The sequence below is a fragment of the Corynebacterium neomassiliense genome, assembly GCF_900626215.1.
Taxonomy (GTDB): Bacteria; Actinomycetota; Actinomycetes; order Mycobacteriales; family Mycobacteriaceae; genus Corynebacterium; species Corynebacterium neomassiliense.
On sequence record NZ_LR131106.1, the window covers coordinates 1,991,919 to 2,011,323 of the forward strand.

At 63.7% G+C, this 19,405-nt stretch carries 18 protein-coding genes and 1 tRNA gene; 5 read left to right on the plus strand and 14 right to left on the minus strand.

The window, feature by feature from the left end; all coding sequences use genetic code 11:
• Window positions 1-34: 34 nt before the first annotated feature.
• The 10 genes from E0E18_RS08780 to E0E18_RS08825 form a co-directional block, all read right to left on the minus strand.
• A complete protein-coding gene (locus E0E18_RS08780) occupies window positions 35-487 on the minus strand; it encodes a hypothetical protein (protein WP_130840330.1) in 453 nt (150 codons plus the stop codon).
• A gap of 64 nt (window positions 488-551) precedes the next feature.
• Complete coding sequence (locus tag E0E18_RS08785) at window positions 552-854, minus strand: LGFP repeat-containing protein (RefSeq protein ID WP_130840332.1); 303 nt, start codon at window positions 852-854, stop codon at window positions 552-554.
• A 752-nt stretch (window positions 855-1,606) separates the two neighbouring features.
• Window positions 1,607-1,679, minus strand: a tRNA-Ala gene (locus tag E0E18_RS08790).
• Window positions 1,680-1,807: 128 nt separating this feature from the next.
• The gene (locus tag E0E18_RS08795; protein WP_066587328.1) at window positions 1,808-2,740 is read right to left on the minus strand and encodes a TauD/TfdA dioxygenase family protein; all 933 of its coding nucleotides are present in this window, start codon (window positions 2,738-2,740) and stop codon (window positions 1,808-1,810) included.
• A 273-nt stretch (window positions 2,741-3,013) separates the two neighbouring features.
• Window positions 3,014-3,805, minus strand: coding sequence for an SDR family NAD(P)-dependent oxidoreductase (locus E0E18_RS08800; RefSeq protein WP_237559707.1), 792 nt, complete (start codon window positions 3,803-3,805; stop codon window positions 3,014-3,016).
• A gap of 47 nt (window positions 3,806-3,852) precedes the next feature.
• Window positions 3,853-4,659, minus strand: coding sequence for an SDR family NAD(P)-dependent oxidoreductase (locus tag E0E18_RS08805; RefSeq protein WP_066589622.1), 807 nt, complete (start codon window positions 4,657-4,659; stop codon window positions 3,853-3,855).
• 29 nt (window positions 4,660-4,688) lie between these two features.
• On the minus strand, window positions 4,689-6,038 hold the full coding sequence (locus E0E18_RS08810) for an MFS transporter (RefSeq protein ID WP_066587325.1): 1,350 nt from the start codon (window positions 6,036-6,038) through the stop codon (window positions 4,689-4,691).
• A 97-nt stretch (window positions 6,039-6,135) separates the two neighbouring features.
• Complete coding sequence (locus E0E18_RS08815; RefSeq protein ID WP_110480746.1) at window positions 6,136-7,119, minus strand: asparaginase; 984 nt, start codon at window positions 7,117-7,119, stop codon at window positions 6,136-6,138.
• A complete protein-coding gene (locus E0E18_RS08820; protein ID WP_130840334.1) occupies window positions 7,112-7,663 on the minus strand; it encodes a hypothetical protein in 552 nt (183 codons plus the stop codon). The genes E0E18_RS08815 and E0E18_RS08820 overlap by 8 nt, the downstream gene beginning before the upstream one ends.
• 15 nt (window positions 7,664-7,678) lie before the next feature.
• A complete protein-coding gene (locus E0E18_RS08825; RefSeq protein WP_066587314.1) occupies window positions 7,679-8,581 on the minus strand; it encodes a polysaccharide deacetylase family protein in 903 nt (300 codons plus the stop codon).
• Between the two features lie 200 nt (window positions 8,582-8,781).
• Here E0E18_RS08825 and E0E18_RS08830 point away from each other — a divergent pair, with 200 nt between their 5' ends.
• Entirely contained in the window at window positions 8,782-9,825 is a 1,044-nt protein-coding gene (locus E0E18_RS08830) for a LacI family DNA-binding transcriptional regulator (protein ID WP_066587304.1), read from the plus strand.
• 524 nt (window positions 9,826-10,349) lie between these two features.
• Here E0E18_RS08830 and E0E18_RS08835 read toward each other — a convergent pair.
• Both E0E18_RS08835 and E0E18_RS08840 read right to left on the minus strand, forming a co-directional pair.
• Entirely contained in the window at window positions 10,350-10,568 is a 219-nt protein-coding gene (locus E0E18_RS08835; RefSeq protein ID WP_130840337.1) for a hypothetical protein, read from the minus strand.
• Window positions 10,569-11,487: 919 nt separating this feature from the next.
• Complete coding sequence (locus tag E0E18_RS08840; RefSeq protein ID WP_066587301.1) at window positions 11,488-13,152, minus strand: AMP-binding protein; 1,665 nt, start codon at window positions 13,150-13,152, stop codon at window positions 11,488-11,490.
• A 460-nt stretch (window positions 13,153-13,612) separates the two neighbouring features.
• On the opposite strand from E0E18_RS08840, the gene E0E18_RS08845 reads away from it, so the two are divergent.
• Both E0E18_RS08845 and E0E18_RS08850 read left to right on the plus strand, forming a co-directional pair.
• Window positions 13,613-14,503 carry a GDSL-type esterase/lipase family protein gene (locus E0E18_RS08845; RefSeq protein ID WP_130840339.1) on the plus strand — a complete coding sequence of 297 codons (891 nt, stop codon included), beginning with the start codon at window positions 13,613-13,615 and terminating at the stop codon, window positions 14,501-14,503.
• A gap of 388 nt (window positions 14,504-14,891) precedes the next feature.
• Window positions 14,892-15,536, plus strand: coding sequence for an NAD(P)-dependent oxidoreductase (locus tag E0E18_RS08850; RefSeq protein ID WP_130840341.1), 645 nt, complete (start codon window positions 14,892-14,894; stop codon window positions 15,534-15,536).
• A 66-nt stretch (window positions 15,537-15,602) separates the two neighbouring features.
• Here the strand turns inward: E0E18_RS08850 and E0E18_RS08855 are convergent, their stop codons facing one another.
• Window positions 15,603-16,475 (minus strand): siderophore-interacting protein, encoded by an 873-nt coding sequence (locus E0E18_RS08855; protein ID WP_130840343.1) that lies wholly within the window; start codon window positions 16,473-16,475, stop codon window positions 15,603-15,605.
• 135 nt (window positions 16,476-16,610) lie between these two features.
• Here E0E18_RS08855 and E0E18_RS08860 point away from each other — a divergent pair, with 135 nt between their 5' ends.
• The gene (locus E0E18_RS08860) at window positions 16,611-17,222 is read left to right on the plus strand and encodes a TetR/AcrR family transcriptional regulator C-terminal domain-containing protein (RefSeq protein ID WP_130840345.1); all 612 of its coding nucleotides are present in this window, start codon (window positions 16,611-16,613) and stop codon (window positions 17,220-17,222) included.
• Window positions 17,223-17,398: 176 nt separating this feature from the next.
• Here E0E18_RS08860 and E0E18_RS08865 read toward each other — a convergent pair whose 3' ends face one another.
• Window positions 17,399-18,250, minus strand: coding sequence for an SDR family oxidoreductase (locus E0E18_RS08865; protein ID WP_130840348.1), 852 nt, complete (start codon window positions 18,248-18,250; stop codon window positions 17,399-17,401).
• Between the two features lie 146 nt (window positions 18,251-18,396).
• On the opposite strand from E0E18_RS08865, the gene E0E18_RS08870 reads away from it, so the two are divergent.
• Window positions 18,397-19,305, plus strand: coding sequence for a helix-turn-helix transcriptional regulator (locus E0E18_RS08870; protein ID WP_130840350.1), 909 nt, complete (start codon window positions 18,397-18,399; stop codon window positions 19,303-19,305).
• The last annotated feature ends 100 nt before the right edge of the window (window positions 19,306-19,405 follow it).

The following is a 19,405-nucleotide window of genomic DNA, read 5'->3' on the forward strand; positions in this document are numbered from 1 at the left end:
TTCATATTTCATGAATGAAGGGTGTCGGTGATGATTAAGAGACAAAACGTCTAACTTCCTCCGCCGATATAGTATCCTTGTCGTACCAGACAATATCATTTGCATGAAACTCATTGAAGACAAGAACAATTCTCTCGTCAAGGAGAGCTATATCGTGAAGAAACTTGAACGTTTTGTGTCCCATTTTCCGAAGTTTCTTGTTTACTTTCGCCGGCTTTTTGTTCAGCGGAACACCGTAGATGGTATCACTATCATTGACGTCCGTAGAGAATGAATTAGACACGCCGTGGGTCAGATTGATAAAGACACTCCGATAGCTGCCGTCGATTAACATCGTACCTTCAACGCTTGTGTGCGCATCGAAAATACTTTCAAGTCCCGGCACGTTTTTTGGCGGATTGAATCTGTATTCATTTATGATGTCTTTGTAGTATTCGGCGTCGTGGCCTAGTTCAATGTCGACCGGCGGACTTTCGACGAAATCCATGTCTTACGCGGCTCCTAGGTTTGTCGTTTCAATCTGGTTCGGGTGCTTCGCGATCCAGCATTCTTTAAGTGCCTGGCCGATCATCATGGTTGAACCGTCCCTTGCCGTCGGGTGTGATGATCTCATCGGTGGTGGGGCACTTCAGGCGGGAGTTCTCCCACCCGAGATCGCGCCACTTGTCGCGGATGCGGCCCTCCACCTGGCGGGCGACGCCGCCGGAGACGTCGGGATGCCAGTAGATCGAGGAGGCCTTGGCGAACACCTGGAACTTGCCTCCGCGTGCGGCATCGGATTCCGGGGTTGTTGCGTCCCCGAACTTCGCATGACCGCCGAGACGGTGGAAGGTCTCCTCGATCCGCCCCTCGATCCAATGCCCATGGAAAACATCGGCCTGAGCGGTCGGTGTGGGAGTGGCAGTGGCGACGGTGGCGGTGACCCAGCAGGGCGGTGAAACGTCTGCGAGGGGTGTGTCCGGTCATGCCGTGCGAACGCCGGGGACGTGCCGACGGTGAGGGAGAAGCGTCATGGACGGGTAGGTTAACTGAGGAAACTTTGTTTCGGTAGAGTGGGCTGAGACAAAGACATGCAGAAGCACCCCCGCGCTCTGTGCTGCTTGGAGTGTGAAAGTGTGTATGTACAGTCTTTCTGCTGTGAATGATGGTGCTTGACGCGCACACTGTGCGTTACCCCCGCATCCTGCGGTGGAGGAGGCTCCAGTGGCACAGCCAGAATCGGGGCTACGCGGTCGCGGCGTTCAGTTCTGCACCCGCTGCCTCCTAGCCCCTCCCAACGGTCACCATCGACCTGTGGGATCAGAGGTGCTGCTGCATATAGGTCTGTGCCACCTACTTTCAGAAGACGGTGAATTGCCGGAAGTCGGATTCACGTGCTCCGTGTGCCAGGTATGCCGGGTTGGCAGAACCACCCCCCCCACCGTCGGCAAACCTCCTGGGACTCCAGGGCCTCCGCGCCCCTGTCACCCACGAAGGGCACTTTGCCCCGCAACCCCTCTACTGTCAGTTCTCGCACATCCGCTTCCCCGGAGCACGAAAAACCGGAGATCATCAACCCTTTCGGGTTTCTGACCTCCGGTGCTTGCAGTTCGTGGACTGCACGTTGTGGAGCTATGGGGAATCGAACCCCAGACCTTTGCATTGCGAACGCAACGCTCTACCAACTGAGCTATAGCCCCGTCGTCAGCTCCGGTCTTCACCGAAGACGACACCGAGAGAGCATACACCTACCACCGGCGGAACTCATAGTCGGTACGGGACGTCGCCGCGACGAGGCAGTACCGTCCGGTCCCCGTCTGGCCGGGGGTCAGATGACCGAGGCGTCCCCCCGGTAGTCCACCAGCGGCCGGGGAGTGTCTATGACGGAATAGTCTCCGGCGTCCCCGGTGATGATCCGCGAACGTTGCCCCGTCACTGAGGTCGGTACAGAACCCGCGAGGGTCACACGGTGAAGTTCCCGCCGTTCATCGCCGAAGTCGTGGACGCCGTAGTGCTGGGTCGCGTGGTTGTCCCACAGGACCACGTCTCCGTCCTGCCACTCCCACCTGAAAACATTGTCCGGACGGGTAATGCGGTCCTGGTAGATGGCGAACAGGTCATGGAACTCGCTCGGTCGCAGCCCCACGAAGCCGTTGACGAAGTGCCCGAGCAGCAGCGATCTTTCGCCGGTCTCCGGATGGACATGGACCACCGGGTGTTCGGTCTCGAAAGGCACCCGGGTGAACTCCCTCCGGTATTCGGTGTTGTCCCGGTTGCTGTCGAGGCTGGAGGCGTAGTCGTAGTCGTTGGAGTGGACGGCCCAGAGGTTGTCCGCCAGTACACGCAGCGCCTCAGGCAGCGCGTTGTACGCGGCGACGGTGTTCGCGAAGATCGTGGATCCCCCGTAGCTGGGCCGGGTGACCGCACGCAGGATGCTGATCTTGGGCACCCGGTCAACGAATGAGACGTCCGTGTGCCAGGAGTTCGCAGCTCCCTCGACGACGAGCCTGTCAAGCCCCGTGGAATGTACGGTGGGGTGTGCCAGTGTGGGTGTCCCTATCCGGGACGCGAAGGCGTACTGGCTGTCGTCGTCCAGGAACTGTCCCCGGAAGCCGACGGCCTTGTATGTGGCCAGTGCGGTCCGGATGAACTCCACCTCCCTGTCGCTGATGTCTGCTGAGAGGTCGATGCCTTCAATGACCGCGCCGATGTTTCGGCCCTGCCGGATGACGGTGGGTGTTCGGGTGAGGGTGCTGGTCATGGTGAACTCCGCTTTCGGTGGTACTGTGATAATCAGCAGAGACGATGATTGGGAATCCCTACTGATGTATTTGCCGACTGTCGGGGACAGAAACTGCGGACAGGCAGGGGAATCATCGCCGATCGGCTGCTCTGAGCATCCGCGCGGAGAACCGCCGACTCCCGTTCCACTATAGACAGCTCTGTCTATTCGCCGACAGTACGGTCACCCCGGACACTCCCCAACCATTTCCCTCACCGTGAACCGAAGAAGAGCGGGCTCACGACCGGAGCGTCACACCATCACATCACCTGAATTGGGGTGAAGAGTCTGGCCCGTGTACAGATCGCCCGACGGGGAGGACGCCAGCAGCAGAACCGACGGGGCGATCTCCCCGGGGACCCCGAAACGTCCCAGCGGCAGTTCGCCCTCCTTCGCCGACTTCCACTCCTCGGTCATGGCATCCGTCAACGGCGTCACGACCGGACCCGGCGCGACACAGTTGGCCAGGATGCCGTCACCGGCCAGTTCCAGCGCCGCCGACTTCGTCAGTGCCACAACCCCCGCTTTCGCCGCAGCATAATGGGCGACCTCCACCCCGCCCTTCACCGCAAGCTGCGAGGCGACATTGATGATCCGTCCCGCACCTCGCTGGCGCATGAGCCGGGACTCCTCCCTCATCAGAAGAAAGACGCCGGTCAGGTCAATGTCGATCGTCTCCCTCCACATGTCCAGGGACATCTCCGGGAAGGGCGACTGGGTGAGAATCCCCTGCGAATTGACGGCGATGTCGAGGATTCCTCCGCCGTTGTCAGCCGCGGCGTCTACGGCGTCCTTCACCGATTCCTCGTCCCGGACATCGAGACGCACCGTGTGCACCGTTCCCACCAGTTCGTTCCTGGTTCGGTCCAGGCCGGCGACATCGATGTCTGCGACAGTGACAGTGCTTCCCAGTTCAGCGAAGGCAGCGGCAACGGCTCTGCCGATTCCGCTCGCCCCGCCGACAACGAGCACCGACCTGCCCTGAAGATCTTCGAACACACTCACAGTATTCTCCTTGTCCAGTTCATCTGAGGTTTCGGTCATTTGAGCTCCCGGTCGTTCCGGGACGCAGTTCCCGCATCATTCCCGCATCATTCCCGCATCGCGACGGTGAGGCCCCCGTCGACAATGAACTGCTGACCGGTGACGTACCGGGCCTCGTCACTCAACAGGAACCGGATCACCCGCGCAGTTTCTCCGGTGGTGCCGACCCTGCCCCACGGTATGAACTCACCCGCCGCCCGGAGACCGTCCGGCCCCAACGAATTGACCGGGTCGGACGACTGCGGAGACTCGATGAGGCCCGGAATGACGGCATTGACCCGGATACCCCGACGTGCCTGCTCCACCGCGGCGGAACGGACCAGGCCGAGGACGCCCGCCTTGCTCGTCGCATAGTGCGCATGGTCGGCCCATCCGTAGACTCCCCCGGCGATGGACGAGATCGCCACCAGTGATCCACCGTCGTCCATCCGCCGAATTCCTTCACGAAGTGTTCGCATGACCCCGTGGAGGTCGACCTGGAGCATGTCGTCCCAGTCGTCGTCGGTCATCTCGGTCAGGGGCCGGTTCCGCAGGATGCCGGCCGCAGCGACAACCGACCGCACCGTGCCGAACCTCTTCTCCGCAGCGTCGAACAGGGCGACTACCTCGGACGTACGTGAAACATCGGTCGGAACGACAAGGGCCTCGCCCCCGGCGTCCTCCACCAGGGACACCGTCTCCTGCGGATCGTGCGGGTCTCCCCGGAACCACGGGATGACGATATTGGCTCCCTGCTCGGCGAGCAGTTCCGCCAGAGACTGTCCGATACCGCTGGCGGCACCGGTGATCACCGCCGTCTGCCCCTCGAACTCGCTGTACACGGCAGGTCTTCCTGCCCTTCCGGTGGACTTCATGCCGGTGGACCTCATGCTGTCGCCTTCCATCAGTGCTTCACCGTCTCGACGTGCTTCGCGCCGAACATCAGCAGACCGGACACGAGCATCCCTCCGGCACCGACCCACAGGGCCGCGGATCCCAACCCGATTCCGGACGCCACGAGACCGGTGAGGATTGCCGAAGCGATGACGGTACCCGGCTGACCCATGGCCGCGATGAAACTCGACCCCGTGCCCCGGACGTGCGACTCGAAGCACTCTGCCTGGTAGAAGAGGATTGCGGCGTACGGGCCGAGCAGGAAGAACAGCGTGCCCATGTAGGTGATCAGGGTGAAGGCCAGGTTGCCCGGGCCCAGGACGAACGCCGCCCAGAACACCGACGCCATGATCCAGCCCATGATCACCACCTTCTTGCGCCCGATCCGGTCACCGAACCAGCCGTGGAAGACATAGCCGGCGGCAGCGACAAGGTTGGAGACGATGACGATGAACAGGGAGTAACTCGGCGAGACCCCTTTGACCCCTTCAAGCATCGTGGTTCCCAGGACAGAGGTGGTCGAGATTCCGAAGTAGTTCGCGATCCAGGCCAGTGACAGCACGATTGTGTTGCGACGGTTCTTTCCGCTGAAGATCTCGCGGAAGGGACTGCTGCTCTTCAGGGTGAGTCCGAACCGGTCGGCGATGACCCGGGCCTCATCCCCACGACCCTCCTTGACCAGACGGTCAAGGTACTGGTGCAACCGGTACTGGGGAGTCTCGTTGATCCCTTTCCGCAGCAGCAGGACGAACAGGGCGGGAACCGTGGCGATCACGAAGGCCCACCGCCATTCGCCTTCACCGAGCACCGCATTGACGACTGCGATGAATGCGGCGGCGAGCAGAGCTCCGATGGGCCAGCCGGTCTGCACGAAGCTGTAGATGAACCCGCGGTGCCTGCGGACCTTGTCCGAGTCAGTCAGTGCCAGTACCTCGTTGAGGTACGTGGCGTTGACGGACTGTTCGGCCATTCCGAATCCGGACAGGGACCTGAATCCGACGAGGGACGCCATGCCCGTGGAGATGCCGGTGAGGAACGAGGAGACCGCCGCACCACCGACCGTCACCATCATTCCGCGGCGCCGTCCGAGACGGTCGACGAACATTCCGACCAGGATGACCACGATGAACACGCCCACGGAGACGAGGGTGTTGGCAAGCAGGGCCGTGGTTTCGGACCAGCCGAAGCTCTCTTTGATGCGCGGCAGCAGGGTGCCGAACAGGATGAAGTCGTACACGGCGAGGGTCCAGGCGAAGAAGGCCAGGGTGGCGCCGCGCCGCGCCTCTGCGACGGGGATTCTGGGGAACTCACCGGAGGTGAGGTCGATCCCCTCTGGTTTGGGTGTGACTGTCGTGCTCATGACACGTGTGCCTCTCAGATGTGCATTTCATTGAACGGGGAGGGAGAAAAGCAGGGCAAAGCAGGGCAAAGCAGGGAGTAGGTGGGGGACGGGGCGGTCATCTGGTGGAGAATGCGCCACGGATGTCGTCGGGGCCGGCCCCCCGGGACAGCAGGACCCACAGCAGCATGCGCGCCTGGAGTCCGTTGAGGTGACCTGCGGGAATGACGCCGCGAGCGGTCAGGTCGATCTCACTGCCGGCGAATCCGTAGGTGGATTCGAGAACTCGGCCACCACCGGTGCGGGAGGTGAGGATCACGGGCATCCGGGAGCAGATCCCGGTGATCGCCGGCACCTGCCACTCAGCTACGTGACCTCCTCCGAAGCCTTCGACCACGAGTCCGTCGTAGGGACCGTCGGCGATGTGACGCAGGATGTCGTCGGAGTCCCCGAGTGTGGAGCGGTAGACGGCGATCCTGGCGTCCTGTCCTCCGATGGGGAGAGCCGGCCTCCGTGCCGGTACGGAGTAGTAGCTGGGCCGGTCTTCGACGACCTCGCCGACCGGTCCGGCACCGTCCGAGACAAAGGCGTCCACTGCACTGGTGTGGGCCTTCCGGACCAGTCCCGCGGCGTGGATCCTGTCGTTGACGACCACGAGGGGACCACGCCCCGCGCTCGACGGATCACCACCGACGAGGATGGCGCTGCGCAGGTTCCTGGCACCGTCGGCACCTGTTTCATCAGGGTTCCTCATGGCCCCGGTGAAGACCACCGGTACCGGGGAATCCCAGGTCAGATCGAAGAAGAACGCCGTTTCCTCCAGGCTGTCGGTGCCCTGGGTGACGACAACGGCATCCACTCCCCGGTCCACCATGGCGCGTGCACGGCGGTCCAGGGTACGCAGGGTGTCGAAGGTGAAGGACGCGCTGGGCAACTGCGCCGCCTGTTCGGCGATGACGTCGAAACGGTTGTCGTCGAATCCGGCCGAGTCGATGAGCTGCGCGGCAGTCAGCGACGGCACAACTCCGGTGCCTGTTCCGGCCGAGGTGCTCGAGATGGTTCCGCCGGTGGCGAGGTATCCGATTAGGGGATGTCTATGCATGTTCTGGGTGTGCTGTCTGTCCGGGTAGGTGTGTGCAGAGGTGACTGTCGCACGGGGTCACGGCTGTGACGTGGATGCCGTGGTCGTCCACCCGGACGTCGAGACGACCGCCCGGGGTGTCGACCGTCTGCCGGGTCGGGGGGAAGTTCGCGGAGACCTGTCGCCGCCACAGCGCAGTGCGCCACAGTGAAATGCCCAGGGACGCCCAGCCTGCGGCGTCGAGGACACCGTCGGCGGTCTCCGTGGGAGTACAGGTGCGGTGGTCGGGCACGAGGGAGATCCGGGACGCCGACAGGCTGACCAGGCCACGCTGGTGGAGCCATTCCAGCAGTCCGTCGAGGGAGTCGTGGCGGACCTGCCTGCCTGTGGGCTCCCTGACGATCCATGCCCTGGTCTGTTCATCGGCGGTGACGGTGCACCGTCGCGGGTCCAGTTCGCTGTTGAGCAGCATGCTCGCGGCCTGCCTGGCACGGCGGCGTCCCTGCGGGGTGTCCTCCACTCCGGCGGTGAACCAGTCCTGCCGACTTCCGCCCGATCCGCACATTCCGCACATGGTGGATCAGTAGTCCCGCGGGCGTTCGGTGCCCTCGAAGGGGAAGCGCCGCCGGAAATCATCGGCGATCTCGCCCATGGTGGTGAACTCGACGCCCTCGAACTCCTTCATGTAGTTGATCAGGCGCTCGAGCATGAGCAGCACCTGCGGGCGCCCGGACACGTCAGGGTGGATGGTGATCGGGAACACCGCGTAGTCCAGTTCGCGGTAGACCCAGTCGAACTGGTCCTTCCAGAGCTGTTCGATGTCGTTGGGGGAGACGAAGCCGTGTGAGTTCGCCGAGGACTTGATGAACATCATCGGGGGCAGGTCATCGACGTACCAGTTCGCCGCCACTTCGACGAGGTCGATCTCCCTGCCGAACTCCAGCGGCTTCATCCAGTACTCGGGGGCCCTGGTGTAGTCGATGGGGGTCCACTTCTCTCCGACGCGCGAGTACCAGGGGACGAAGTCCTTGTGGGACTGCGAGTGGTCGTAGGTGTAGCCGAACTCCTTCAGGACTGTCGGTGTGTACGAGCTCATCTCCCACCAGGGGGCGGTGTAACCGCGGGGCGCTTTGCCCGCAAGCTCGGTGAGAAGCTCGGTCGCCTTCTCCACCACGTCGTGCTCCTGCTGGGGGGTCATGGCGACGGGGTTCTCGTGGGAGTATCCGTGACCACCGACCTCGTGGCCGGCGTCGACGATGGCCCGGCACTGGTCCGGGAAGGTCTCAAGGGAATGTCCCGGGATGAACCACGTGGTCCGAAGGTCATGACGGCTGAACAGTTTGAGCAGGCGGGGGATCCCCACCTCGCCCGCGAAGATGCCGCGCTGGATGTCGTTGGGGGAATCGGCTCCTCCGTACGAGCCGAGCCAACCGGCTACGGCATCGATGTCGATACCGAAGGACACAAGGATTTTCTTGGACACGATCTACCTTTCTGCAAGAGGTGCAAACGTTCTTGCCGATTGACAATATGGAGATGCTGTTGCGCGGATGTTACGTGATAATCACGCGTTCGTTGCGGTGTATCGCCATTTTTGTTGACTGCAAAGGTTTGCATCAGTTTGCCAATCAGTTGCGAGAACGTGTCAACTCTGGTAGGTCTTGCGGTGACGGACGGAGGGATATGACGGCAGACGGCGCAGTTGGTTCCGGCCGGCACGACCAGCCGGTGACCCTCAAAGATGTCGCCCGGGCGGCGGGTGTGCACATCTCGACGGTCTCCCGGGTCCTTCGCCAGCAGGAGCCCGTGCACGGGTGGACCGACACAGCCCTGCGGGTCCGTGAGGTCGCCGCCCGTCTCGGCTACCGGCCCAATTCCCTGGCGTCAGGCCTGCGCACCAACCGGTCCCACTCGATCGGCCTCCTGATGCCGAGGCTCACCGACACTGTCATCGCCACCATCTGTGAGTCCATCGAGGACGCCGCCAGGTACGCGGGCTACCAGACTCTGCTGACCGCTCCGCCGGACACGATGAACTCCCAGATGGAGTCACTGGACTTCCTGCTGTCCCGGCAGGTCGAAGGCGTCATCGCCACTTCCCTGCACCGTGATGACTCGCTCTTCCTCGACCGACTGTCACGGCTGCCGATTCCTTTCATCACCGCCAACCGCCACATCGACCCCTGCATACCGGCGGTGGTCAGCGACGACTTCGACGGCGGGCGCAAGGCCACGGAGTACCTGATCAGTCTGGGACACACGCGCATCGGAATTGTCGCCGGACCGCGGCATGCCTCAACAGGCTACGACCGACTTCAGGGCTACCGTCAGGCTCTCGAGTCCGCGGGGATCCCGGCGGACGAGTCTCTCGTCATCCACTCGGAATGGGAGGTGCAGGGGGGCGTGCTCGGCGCCCACGCACTTCTCTCCCTGGCGGACCCCCCCACCGCCATCTTCGCGGTCAACGACACTGCCGCAATCGGTGTGATGGGTGCTGCCCACCAGCGGGGGCTGTCCATCCCCCGGGATCTCTCACTCATCGGCTACAACGACATCCCGATCGTGGCACAGCTGCCGATTCCACTGACGACCGTGCGTTCGGATCTCACGCTGATGGGTTCAACGGCGGTCCATGAACTGATCTCCGCCATCGAAGGTGGACAACTGCACAGTGTGACGCTGCCCGTCTCCCTCATTGTCCGGTCCTCGACGGCCGAACGTCACTAGGACCCCCCCGGTTCTTCCCTGCCCCGGAGCTGTCCCGTACCGGTGCTCCGGGCGTTGTCGCGTGCACTCTTCCACGGCGTGTCCGCTTCCTGTGCAGGCCCGGTGGTCGCTGTACCTGCAGGACAGCCGGCGGTGACAGACCGATGCGGCCCGGCCCCGGGTCTGCGTATCATCCTAAGAAAGAAGCTTACCGGTGGTAACTAATGAACGATGAATCAGATAAAGATAAAACAAATCCCCCCGGTGTAGACCGAGGGGTTGTTCTGCTCTGATGGTGTCAGAATCAGAGGGAACCGAAGATGGTACCGAGGAGAGTGGTGGCAACCTCGCCGATGTTGCCGAGGATCTCGATGATGATGTCGGTGATACCGGACATGATTACTCCTTGAATGTAGTGAATGTGGACGTCTCGCACCTGACGGTCCGTGACCCCAGTTAGTATACCGGATGTATCTGCACTGCATTATCTGTAACTGAGAATATAACATGTTCCGGGGGGAGCTGGCCGATCGTCGAATCCTGTTTCACCTGATAAAGAGCGCGTCGGCGTCCGGAGCTCGGGGGGAGGGGAAGACGGACCACAGGTTCCTCAGTGCACCGAAGCCGGTCCCGTCGGCGACACAGTTCTCCCGGCGCCCGGCAGCGACGTTGTTCTGCAGGGAGGGTTCTCCGACCTGCCCGGTGAAATCCCCGCCGCCACCGGACTCTGCGTGCCGCTCCGACCGGGTCGAGGGATACCTCATGTGGCGCAGGGACGGACGGCTCCCGGACCGACCCTGGGACCGACCCCGGGACACCGTCGGGAGAGACGTCAACGGCAGCCCGTGGCGTCCAACGGAGCCCCCCTCGGATACGGGACCCCGACTTCGAGCGCCGATGAGGGACGCGTCCCGTGCGCCCTCCGCGGTCCAGGCCTCCGCCAGTCCAGGCGTCCGGCCAATCCAGGCAGCGGCGATGAGGCTGAGACAGGACGGACCCCTTCCGACCCGTGCACGCGGCATGCGAGAAGCAGCGGGAGAAAGGTCAGACCACTTACATGAGCCGCCTGGTTAACTGCGGGAAACAGGGGCAGTCGCGCCCGAACGAGGTCGAGGGCTTCCCCGGCGTAGTCCCCGGTGAGGTGACTTTCAGGAGGTGTCTCCGTCCACCGGACCTCCGTGTTGCACCGCACGGCTGCACCGCACGATTGCACCGCACGGTACTGCCGGATCGAAGAGACTCTGGTGGGAGAAGGTCGGGCGTGAGGAAGTCGAGCGTGAGGAGGCCTGCGTTGTCGGAGGCTCGCCCGGTTTTCCGCCGGGTGGGACATGCCCGGATGGAGTATGTCCTGGCGACGGTCAGCGAGTGTTCCTGTACGCACGTCGCATGAGGGACCCTTCCGGCGACAGAGTGCCGGTCACCGTGGACAGCGCTCCCCCGATACTGAGGGGCAGGACGTCGTGAGTGCGCGTCTGCGGTGCGGGCAGACTCGCGGTGGAGCGCCTCCGTGGCGGGTGGCGCACGCAGGGTTCCGCTTGCCGGGATCGGTTTCACGTGAAACCGCATGGCGGGTTGCCCGCCAGCTGTCCGTACACGGCGGAGAGCATTCTACGAGCAGGGCGGAGCATAGGCCGACCGGCCACCTGGAGGCGATCGGAAACCAGGTAGCCGGGACCCGGTCGGTCAGTTGACCAGGTCCCTCTTCACCACCTTGCCGATGACATTGCGGGGCAGGGGCTCGGTCTGGAGCACGACGTCCCTCGGCACTGCCGGGGTGATGAGGTTCTCCTCGACGAACTTGCGGACATCATCCTCGGTGACTTCGGCGGTACCGTCGACGACAACATAGGCCTTCACACGCTGGAAGGTCTTCTCGTCCTCCACACCGGTGCAGTAGGCGTCGTGGACACCCTCGATCCGGCAGATGAGGTCGGAAACCGAACTCGGCCAGATGTTCTCCCCGCCGACGATGATCATGTCATTGTCCCGACCCAGGACAGTCAGGCGTCCTGAAGCGGGGTCGATGATCCCCCGGTCCCCCAGGTTCAGCATTCCGGCGGTCTCCTCCGCCTGGTCCCGGTCACCCAGATAGCCCTTCATGGCCATCATGGTCCGTGCGTGGATGATACCGACCTGACCCGGTTCGACCTCGCGGCCCTCCTCGTCGAGGAGTGCGACGCGTCCGTTCCAGACCGGGAAACCGGCGGTCGTGGGATCCGCCTTGATGTCCTCGGGACCGGCCCAGGCGATGAGGAGACTCTCGGTGGACCCGTAGGCGGAACCGAGGATGTACCCGTACTGCTTCTCCAGGCCGAGGACGAGATCCTCGCTCATCGCGTTACCGGCGTTGACGATGAACTTCACCGAGGAGTGGTCGTACTTGCCCGGGTTCGCGAGGTCGACCGCCAGCTGGTCCTTGAGGAAGACCGCAGAGCTGATGATGCCGTCACACTTGTATTTGTCCACCTGGCGCAGCACATTCTCCGGGTCGAAGACCCTCTGGGTGACGATGGTGCACCCTGCCAGCAGCGCGATCACCGAGACCGCCCAGCCGAGCACGTGGAACATACTCGCGGTGAGCTGCAGAGTGGACCCTGCCTTCACTCCGAGGCTACCGATGGCCGGGCCGAGGACGCCCAGAGGCAGTGTCGGCTCTCCGTGGCTCACCGCCTTCGGCGTCCCTGAGGTCCCCGAGGACATCAGCACCACACCGCCCTGGTTCACCTTCTTCGGCAGTGAATCGTCACCGGTGCCCGGCGCGGCCCAGAGGTCCTGGATGGTGGGGAAATCAATGTCGGTGCGGTGACCGGGACCGGCCCACGCGTGCACGATGGTGAGCCCCTCGACATCTGTCGGAAGCTTGTCGTCGAACTCCGAGTCCGCGAAGAGGACATCGAGGTTGTGCTCCACGGCAATGTCGTGGAGCTGCTGGCGGCTGGCCCCGACATTGAGAAGGAAGACGGTGTAACCCAGGTAACCCTTGGCGGACAGGGGAATCATGAAACCCCGTCCGTTGCGTGCGAGGATGCCGACCCTGCTCTTCTCGGTGATCCCCCGGCTGGCGAGCACCCGGGCGGTGAGACGGGCCTGGGTCCGTAGTTCCCGGTAGGTGAGTTCCCCGTCATCGTCGATCAGTGCGGTGCGGTCCGGGTACCGGGCGGTGCCGGCCTCGAGCAGACCCGTCATGGAGGCACCGTAGCGGGCAAGATTACGGAATGACGCCAGGTGCTGGGATGCCGTCCCCCCTTTGAGGAGGCCGGTACCGAGAACGGCCTTGCCGCCACGTAGCATGCCCCTGGCATCTCTGACGAACTGCTGGCGTTCAGAGCTGTCGAACACATTGATCACGGGGAAGAGCCTTCCTGTCTGGGGTGGGTGGCCTCAAGGACCACTACCATATCCCTTTTGAAACGATTCTGTCGCAACTATCGGTTATGTGGGCAGATTGTTACAGTCTGCAGCGCATCTGCCCCGGGGCCCGGGCTGCCGGACCTGCTGTCCGACCTGCTGCCGGCCCCTTCCGGTCGCCGAGGCTACCCGCGGAGATTCCTCCCCGGTCACCCCCGGCAACACAGTCACACGGATGTAGTTTTGTGTGACTGATGTTTCTGGTGTTGCAGCAGGTACAGTAGTGGTCACGGACACCTGGCGGAAAGTCACGGTAGTGTAACGTGCTATCCGAGAACGGCGTTCGTCACCATGCCGGCCGGCGGTTCAGGGAGCCCTGACGCCGGGGCAACGAATCCGTGCACGCGACGGGCTTGACGGACCGTCGGAGACAGAGACAACGAGAGGATGCTCAGCACCTATGAGCGCACGCCACACGAAGGAAAGGTCGGCCGGGAACTCCCTGCGGCACCGGATCGCGGGAACTGCCCTCGCAGCGGCCACCGCGGCAGCGGCCGTCGCCGGCGGCATGGCCGTCTCCACCGACGCGCCCACCGCGGAAGCCGCAGGTGGCAATGTCGTGGTCTTCGGTGACTCGCTCACCGCGAACCCCGACCTCTACAACTACCTGGCAGGCAAAGGACTGCCCCTGCCGAACCCGGTCCTGTCCGGTTCCGGCTGCGGGACAGACAACCGCTTCAGTGACGCCGTCCACGACGGGAGCCAACTGCCCACCGACAACTACTCATGTGCGGGAGCCTCCTACCGCACCGGCGGCATGCACATCATCGACCAGATCAATGTCGCACGTGACAGGGGGGCGCTGACGCCCGAAACCAGACAGGTCGTGCTTTTCGCCGGTACGAACGACACCTACCCCTACGTGCTCAACGACCACATGCCGGTCCCCCAGATCCGGGAGAACCTCCGGGCCTCCATCAGTGATGCTGCTCGCGCCGCCCGGGAGGCGGCACCGAGCGCAAAGATCAAGATCGTCGGCATGCCCCAGGTCTCCAACGGTGCCGGAGAGGTCTGCCCCGTCAACGTCGTGCCCAACCTTCCCATGTCCCTGCCCTTCGTACAGATCGGAGAGATCGAGACCGCCCTCGAGGACGCGGGACGTGCGGCCGCCTCCGACACGGATTCCACCTGGGTCTCCCTCAAGCAGGTCAGCCGCGGTCACGAGATGTGCTCGAACGACCGGTGGGTCACCGGCCTCATCGACACGACCTCCGAACGCCGCAACCTCCCGCTGCACATGACGGACACCGGTCTCCGCACCATCGGCAACTACGTCGGCGAGTTCAAGTGACGAGGTGGTGCCGGTGAGCGGTGGAACTGCTCCGGCACCCGTATGACCCTCCGACTGTGAGCCACCGTCACAGACAGGGACGCCGCGACCCGCACGGGTCGCGGCGTCCTTTTTCGTCCCGGGTCTTTCTCCCGAAGTCAACGACCACCTGCGCCGTCAGTGTCGCCCTCACTGTCGCCCTCACCGTCGCCCTCACCGTCGCCCTCACCGTCACTGTCCTCCCCCACCTGTGCCCCACTCCCCCGTGCGACCGGAAGACAGGATCCGGAGTTGCACGGCCGGGTTGGCGGGAAGGTACGGCATCTTTCCCCGTTCGGCACTTCCCAAAAGAAAGCATTGGTGTTAACCTGGTCGCGGAAGTCAGAAACACGAACTCAGGAGTATGGACATGAGCAGGATTCTCGTCTTCGGGGCAGCCGGTACCGCCGGCTCCCGGATCACGGCAGAGGCACTGAACCGCGGACATGAGGTAGTTGCCGCGGTACGCCACCCGGACAGTGCGACCGTCGACAGCAGGGCCGAGGTCGTCAAGGGCGACGCCCTCGACGCGGACTCCGTCCGGGAGCTCGCCGCCGACGTCGACGCCGTCGTCATCGCTATCGGCACCATGACATCGTCCCCCTGGGCCGACGCAGCCCGGACCGTCACCGAAACCGTCGCGGGACTCGACAATGACCCCTACATCGTCCACATGGGCGGCGGGGCGTCCCTGCTCGGCCCTGACGGCAGGCGGATCGTCGACTCCGAAGGATTCCCGGAGGCGTTCATGCTCCCCGCCCGCGGTCAGACCGAAGCCCTCGACTGGTACCTCGCCAACGCAACCGGACTGGGCGTGCGGTGGACCTTCGTCTCCCCGCCCCCGGTCGACTTCAAGCCCGGTGAGCGGACCGGCAGCTACAGGACCAGTCTGGACACCCCGGTCGTCGATGACGAAGGCGCGTCGCGCATCTCCTACGAGGACTTCGCCGTCGCCCTCGTGGACGAGATCGAGTCCCCGAAGTTCGTCGGCAGGCGCTTCACCGTCGGCTACTGACAGAGACCGCAGGCGGGAGCTGCTGTCCGGGCAGCAGTCGGAGCCCCGGAAGGGCAGCACCTCCCTCTACCGGAGCCTCCAGTAGTTCCCGGCGTGAATGGCACCCCGTGGCACACCTGCCTTTCGCAGCGAGCAGACCAGTTGCCGCGTGAAGGATCGCTCCCCCGCGATACCGACAAGATCCGGCACAGTCGACAACCGTCCTCCGTCGACCAACGGCTCCGAACCGACCGGAGTGAGAACTCCGGCCGCGTCCGCGAGAACTGCCTCCGCAAAGCGCTTTTCCGGGGTCCGGTCCCCGCTGTGCGCAGGTACCGTGACCACCGAGACGTGTCCGCCGGGATGGCGTCCTTCTGCAGCCGCCACCGTACCCGGGATGTAGAGGGCCGTCGGTACAGACGGCGGGGTCTCTGCGGCGACGGCCAGAGCCGCCGGAGCGCCGGCTTCATCGGCGATGAGGATCTGCGTCCGGGTACCGTCCGGCACCCGGTACCGACGCCCGTTGTCGATGACCCGGACAGCGGTTCCCGGCCTGGCCCCCCGCGCCCAGGTGGTGAGCGGACTGTCACCGTGGAGAAGGATGTCGAAGTCGATCTCGAGCTGGTCCGGGCGGTAGCCGCTGACCGTCAAAGGACGGCGGAGCGGGCGGGTGAGTGCCGCAATGAAGCCCCACTGCGCCGCCCCGGTCCACGGATCCGAGACCGTCGGCCACATGAACCTCCGGGCCTCCTCCGCCGGCCAGGGAATCAGCAGTGTGCACCGGTGGTCGCCCCCCTGATAGCGGAACTCCTCAAGATCGAATCCGCTCAGCGTCACCCGGAGGACATTCTGCGCGACCGTCCGCCGACCGACGAGCGTCAGTTCATACCTTCGGGCCCACGGCGGCCGTATCTGCGGCCGCCGCATGCGTCGAACGGCACTGCTGTTGTTGACATCCATGGAGTTCAGCTTTCTCGACGGGGCGGTATCTCCGGCATCATGACACACTTGATCAGGACACCCTCAGTTATACTTGATCAGGGTACCATAACGTACCGTAAGTCACTGTCCTGATCCAGACCCTCCAGGAGCGTTATGCCACCCCACAGATACTCCCGACAGGACGTCATCACCGCCGCCCTGGACCTGCTGAACGAAGAAGGACTGGACGCGGTCACCATCCGCGGAGTCGCCAGGAGAATGCATGTCAATGTCAACACCGTGTCCTTCCAGGTCGGCACCAAAGCCCGTCTCCTCGGACTTATGTCGGACGAAGTCCTGACACATCTGTCCCTGGAGGACCTTCCCGACAACGGCCTTGACCGGGTGCGGGAGATCCTGAGACGGTACCGGAAGACTCTCCTGATGTACCGCGACGGTGCCCGCCTGACCGCAGGTAACGCACCCTTTGAAGAGCACACCCTCGAACTCACCGAGGAGCTTGTGTCCTCTCTGAGCGCCGCAGGCGTGCCCGACACGCAGTGTGCGCTCGGCATGTGGGCTCTCTTCTATTACCTGCTGGGTATCACCCAGGAACAGCAGGGTTCGCAGTACCACCCGGCCGCCGAAACTGCCCCGGCCCCAGACAGATACCCCACTCTGCACCGTCTTCGCGGAGACATTTTCTCCGAGGACTTTGACCGGCGCTACGAGTTCGGAGTTGAAGCCGTTCTCGCCCGTCTCAGTGTGGCCGCTGAAGAGTGCTGAAGAGCTCTGGCGCTGGCAGGGGCTCTCCTGTCAGACCGCAGAATCACGGTTTCACGTGAAACCGGCGACGCCTTCCGGTCCGGAACCGCTGTACCGGTGACAGGCCCGCAGCTGGAAGCCGGGGGATGCCGGTCCGCCATGAGAGACAGACATACTGAATCGGGCCGGCCCACTGATCAACTGTCGGCGCGTTCTGCGTCGACATACGCAGTGGCCGCCGAGGCAGCATGCAAAGGAGCGATCTCGCGGGCGATCCGGGCAGTCATGACCTCTCTGCGCTCAAAGGCGTCCGCACCCACAGGAAGATGCAGAGGCAGGGTCTCACCCGAGGTGACCTGGTAGATGAAAGCCGCACCCTTGACCGGGTCGCCGAGCTGGGTGTGGTTGGCCTCCCCGGCCCAGTCGAGAGTGACGTGTGCAGGCGTCCCGTCATAATCGGGAATGCGGCGTTCAGGCAGCTGGACCGAACTGGCATCGAGGAAATCGGTGCGGAACACACCAGGTTCGACGACCATGCTCTGAATCCCGAAAGGCTCCAGCTCGGCAGCGAGAGCTTCACTGACGCCGGCTACCGCGGCTTTCGATGCCGAGTACATGCTCACTCCCGGCTCTCCCTCGAAACCTGACCGGGAGCCGATGTGCACCAACTTGCCTCCGCCGGCTGTGCGCATATGAGGTAGAACAGCGCGTGTGGTGTTGATCAGACCGAACACGTTCACGTCGAACAGAGACCGGGCCTCGGCATCACTGATCTCCTCAAGTGCACCCAACAGCCCCCGCCCGGCATTGTTCACCAGGACATCGATCCTGCCGAACTTCCCGACCACCTCTTCGACGGCCCGGTAAATCTGGTCGGTATCGGTGACATCCAGACCTACCGTAAGTACCTCTTCACTCTCGCGTATGTCCTCCGGGACCGAGTCAGGGCGGCGGGCCGCAACTGCCACCTTCTCGCCTCCTGCCACCGCAGCTCGAGCGATCTCCACCCCGAGTCCCCGGGATGCTCCAGTAACCAGCCAGACTGACATGGCATTCTCCTTCTCCTCGATCTGGGTGCCGCCGTGTCGCGACAACAGTCAGTGTCAACCACACTGCTACACCTCAGAAGGTCCGGTCATGCCCGGGACAAAATGGGCCACCCTTCACCCGCCTCCCGAGTGCGATAATCTCAGCCATGGACAAGTCGCTCCAACCGACTCTTGCGGGTTTTCTACGTGCGTCCCGCAGCAGGCTCACCCCTGAGCGCGTGGGCATCACCGACACAGGCAGACGACGCGTGGAGGGCCTGCGCCGCGAGGAGCTGGCAATGCTTGCCGGCGTCAGCGTCGACTACTACACCCGGCTGGAACAGGGCCGCAGCAGAAGTGCTTCCGCCGAGGTCCTCGAAGCACTCGCGGATGCCCTCCAGCTCAATCAGATCGAACGCGCCCACCTGCACACCATCGCTCGTCCCACCCTCGCACGTCGGCGCAGGGCGGCCGGGCTGCAGCAGCTCCACCCGGAGACCCGTACCCTGCTCGAAGACTTCGACGCCGCCCTCCGCCCGGCGTTCGTACTGGGTCGAAGACTCGACGTCCTCGGACAGAACCGGTTGGCAGGACTTCTCATCGCCGATTTCTCCGCCATGCCCCGCGTCGAGCGCAACCAGGCCCGTTTCGTTTTCCTCGAACCCCACGCCCGTGAGCTCTACTCTGACTGGGACCTGGTTGCCACCGACACTACAGCGATGCTCTGCGTCGATGCAGGACGTCACCCCGATGACCCCGACCTCAGTCAGCTCATCGGGGAGCTATCGATCCGCAGTCCCGAATTCCGCCGGCTCTGGGCCCGACACCGGGTCTATGAACGCACCACAGGTACAAAGGACTACCACCACCCGGTCGTCGGCGACCTCACCATCACCTACCAGGCACTGAAACCTACCGGAGACCCAGACCAGACGCTCATCGTCTACCGTACCGATCCCGGTTCCCCGTCCGATGACGCTCTCCGTATGCTGTCGCGGGCTGGCGGTGAACATCCTGATGGCGACGCCGTGAGCAGTGAACTACTCCGTACACCGCACGCAGGGGACGCCGAATGAGCTGACTTGACCCAGCCTTACTCCTCCGGGAGTACCCGAGATCCCTTGTCGAAGGTCCCGGACACCGGAGAATCGTGACCGAGTGCACCAGGGTAGGCGG

What these genes read in the sequence shown, in the direction of transcription:
- E0E18_RS08780 (WP_130840330.1), bottom strand. Translation starts at nt 487, where the DNA reads ATGGATTTCGTCGAAAGTCCGCCGGTCGACATTGAACTAGGCCACGAC.
- E0E18_RS08795 (WP_066587328.1), bottom strand. Translation starts at nt 2,740, where the DNA reads ATGACCAGCACCCTCACCCGAACACCCACCGTCATCCGGCAGGGCCGA.
- E0E18_RS08800 (WP_237559707.1), bottom strand. Translation starts at nt 3,805, where the DNA reads ATGACCGAAACCTCAGATGAACTGGACAAGGAGAATACTGTGAGTGTG.
- E0E18_RS08805 (WP_066589622.1), bottom strand. Translation starts at nt 4,659, where the DNA reads ATGAAGTCCACCGGAAGGGCAGGAAGACCTGCCGTGTACAGCGAGTTC.
- E0E18_RS08810 (WP_066587325.1), bottom strand. Translation starts at nt 6,038, where the DNA reads ATGAGCACGACAGTCACACCCAAACCAGAGGGGATCGACCTCACCTCC.
- E0E18_RS08815 (WP_110480746.1), bottom strand. Translation starts at nt 7,119, where the DNA reads ATGCATAGACATCCCCTAATCGGATACCTCGCCACCGGCGGAACCATC.
- E0E18_RS08820 (WP_130840334.1), bottom strand. Translation starts at nt 7,663, where the DNA reads ATGTGCGGATCGGGCGGAAGTCGGCAGGACTGGTTCACCGCCGGAGTG.
- E0E18_RS08830 (WP_066587304.1), top strand. Translation starts at nt 8,782, where the DNA reads ATGACGGCAGACGGCGCAGTTGGTTCCGGCCGGCACGACCAGCCGGTG.
- E0E18_RS08835 (WP_130840337.1), bottom strand. Translation starts at nt 10,568, where the DNA reads ATGAGGTATCCCTCGACCCGGTCGGAGCGGCACGCAGAGTCCGGTGGC.
- E0E18_RS08845 (WP_130840339.1), top strand. Translation starts at nt 13,613, where the DNA reads ATGAGCGCACGCCACACGAAGGAAAGGTCGGCCGGGAACTCCCTGCGG.
- E0E18_RS08850 (WP_130840341.1), top strand. Translation starts at nt 14,892, where the DNA reads ATGAGCAGGATTCTCGTCTTCGGGGCAGCCGGTACCGCCGGCTCCCGG.
- E0E18_RS08855 (WP_130840343.1), bottom strand. Translation starts at nt 16,475, where the DNA reads ATGGATGTCAACAACAGCAGTGCCGTTCGACGCATGCGGCGGCCGCAG.
- E0E18_RS08860 (WP_130840345.1), top strand. Translation starts at nt 16,611, where the DNA reads ATGCCACCCCACAGATACTCCCGACAGGACGTCATCACCGCCGCCCTG.
- E0E18_RS08865 (WP_130840348.1), bottom strand. Translation starts at nt 18,250, where the DNA reads ATGTCAGTCTGGCTGGTTACTGGAGCATCCCGGGGACTCGGGGTGGAG.
- E0E18_RS08870 (WP_130840350.1), top strand. Translation starts at nt 18,397, where the DNA reads ATGGACAAGTCGCTCCAACCGACTCTTGCGGGTTTTCTACGTGCGTCC.